Origin of the sequence: Bacillus sanguinis, assembly GCF_018332475.1 — a bacterium.
In the GTDB taxonomy this organism is placed as follows: Bacteria; Bacillota; Bacilli; order Bacillales; family Bacillaceae_G; genus Bacillus_A; species Bacillus_A sanguinis.
The window spans coordinates 1-1,105 of sequence record NZ_BOQB01000577.1 but is presented as its reverse complement, the minus strand read 5'-3'; the positions used below and the strand labels follow the sequence as shown (position 1 = coordinate 1,105).

1 protein-coding gene is annotated in these 1,105 nt (G+C 32.9%); it reads right to left on the bottom strand.

Annotation, left to right across the window (positions count from 1 at the left end):
- Positions 1 to 29: 29 nt before the first annotated feature.
- Positions 30 to 1,103 carry an LPXTG cell wall anchor domain-containing protein gene (locus KI369_RS28675; protein WP_212959020.1) on the bottom strand — a complete coding sequence of 358 codons (1,074 nt, stop codon included), beginning with the start codon at positions 1,101 to 1,103 and terminating at the stop codon, positions 30 to 32.
- Positions 1,104 to 1,105: the final 2 nt, after the last annotated feature.

Below are 1,105 nucleotides of genomic sequence, written 5' to 3'. Positions count from 1 at the left end.
TATAATTGTTTTTAATAAGTATAATGGCTTTATTTTGAGAATAACGTTTTAATTTTATTTCGTGTTACTAATAAAATCCCGCCTAATACAGATAACATACCTAAAGCCATATTATTTGATTGCTCACTACCTGCGTTAGGCAGTTCTCTAGCATTATTGTTTGTGTTTGTAGTACCAGTCTTTGTTTCTGTTTGTTTCGATTGAGATACTTCATTGATCTTGTTATCTACATTTTGCTTCGTTGTATGTACCTCAGCTAATTTGTCGTCAATTTTTTTCTCAGTGTGTTTAAAGTCGTTGATTTTAATATCTAAGTCTTGTTTTTTCTTTGTTAAATCATCTGAAACAGTTTGTTTCGATTGTTTTATTTCGTTTATTTTATTTAGTAAATCTTGTCGAGCTTCTTGTAATGCAGCAAGTTTGTTTTTCACATCTTGTTTAGCTAGTTCTAAGTTAGCGGAAAGGCTATCTAAATTGCCTTTAATTTTCTTAAGCTCCTCTAACGTGTTACCAGTATTCGGCTTGTTTTCTTTTAGCTCAGCAAGTTTGTCCTCAGCAGTTTGTTTCGCTTTCTTTAACTCAGCTAACTTTTCATCTACTTGTTTTTTAACTTCCTTAAGTTCATTAACCTTTTGATCGATGTTTTCTTTATGTTGTTTCATTTCATTCACTTTTTCATCGACAGTTTGTTTATGTTCTTTAATCTCATTAACCTTATTATCGATATTTTGCTTATGCTCTTTCACTTCAGCAACTTTATCTTCTACTTGTTTTTTATGCTCTTTTATTTCAGCGATTTTATCTTCGGCGATTTGCTTGTCTTGCTGAAGTTTTGCATCTAACTCTTGTTTACGTTGTTTCATTTCGTTAATTTTTTCATCAGCAACTTGTTTACGCTCATGTAGTTCATTAACCTTCGTATCAACATTTTCCTTAACTTGGTTAAGTTCATTCAATGTTTGATCCACGTTTTCTTTGTGCTGCTGCAATTTCGCATCTAACTCTTGTCTATGTTGCTTAATTTCAGCTAATCGATCTCCCGTACTTTGCTGAGGAGTAGCATCAGTTACTTCCGCATGAGCAGCGTTTGCGCCAGCAATCATTG